The organism is Formivibrio citricus, from assembly GCF_900115065.1.
Lineage (GTDB): Bacteria > Pseudomonadota > Gammaproteobacteria > Burkholderiales > Chitinibacteraceae > Formivibrio > Formivibrio citricus.
The window spans coordinates 1-1,004 of record NZ_FOVE01000044.1; the positions used below are offsets into that span (position 1 = coordinate 1).

At 55.3% G+C, this 1,004-nt stretch carries 1 protein-coding gene; it reads right to left on the reverse strand.

What is annotated here, in order from left to right; all coding sequences use genetic code 11:
• The coding region (locus tag BMZ36_RS14215; RefSeq protein WP_177187909.1) for a cache domain-containing protein at positions 1–665 on the reverse strand (665 nt) is incomplete at its 3' end.
• Positions 666–1,004 lie beyond the last annotated feature (339 nt).

Below are 1,004 nucleotides of genomic sequence, written 5' to 3' on the forward strand. Positions count from 1 at the left end.
TATTGCGGCTCGCCCCCGAGCTGGCCGAGGATGCTGCGCATGGTGCGGATGGCGAGGAAGGCGACGATGCCGATCAATGCCACACCGATGACCAGCATCCTGGCGGCATCCTGCCAGAAGGCGCTATCTACATCGTCGACGAACGCACCATAGGCGATCATCCAGTTCCACGGCTCGAAAACCGTCGCGCCATTGATTTTCTTGTACTGGGTCTTGTCGCCGGAACCGGGACGCACGGCCATCAACGTGATAAACCCAACCCCTTTCTGGCTCTTGGCAATGTTTTCCTTGTAGACCTCGAGCACCGGCCGGCCATCGGGCGTCTTGCCGCCGGCATCGGGCTTGCCGATCCGCTTGACATCGCCATGCGACAACAGCATGTTGTCCGCGAGCGCCCGGATGATGAAGTAGTCTTCCTTGGTATTCTGGGCGGCAATCACTTCCACGGCCCGTTTCTGCGCCTCTTCGCGCGTCATCTTTCCTGCAGCTTCCTGCGCTTGGAAATATTTCATCTTGGCCTTGGCAAAAATAAGATGCTGGGCAATCTGCGACTCGCGCTCTTCGTACATGCTCTGGCGCAACTGCAGCAAGCCGCCAGCGGCCATCACCACCATGCCGATCAGTGCGGCAACGACGATAATCAAGATCCGGGTTCGTAAATTCATGGCAACCACTCCTCCAAACTTCATGTATTTATGTCTTGTTTTATAGATGCAACTACATAAACACTCTTTGTTTTTTTAAGTATTAGCATTTGCTAAACCGGTGGAGTCTACCGCAGCACACCCCCTTCGCAATTACACACTACTGACACAGATGTTTTGCTCATAAAAAAACCGGCACAAGGCCGGTTTATTGTCTTTCCAACGTTCAAAGTCTGAACCTCGCCGCCACCTGATTAAGCTCACGCGCCAGTTCATCGAGCTGGCGCACCTGGTCGTGCGCAGCCTGCACGGCGGCGTCGGATTCTTCGACCATCTGGGCGATGCGTTCGACGTTGCCGG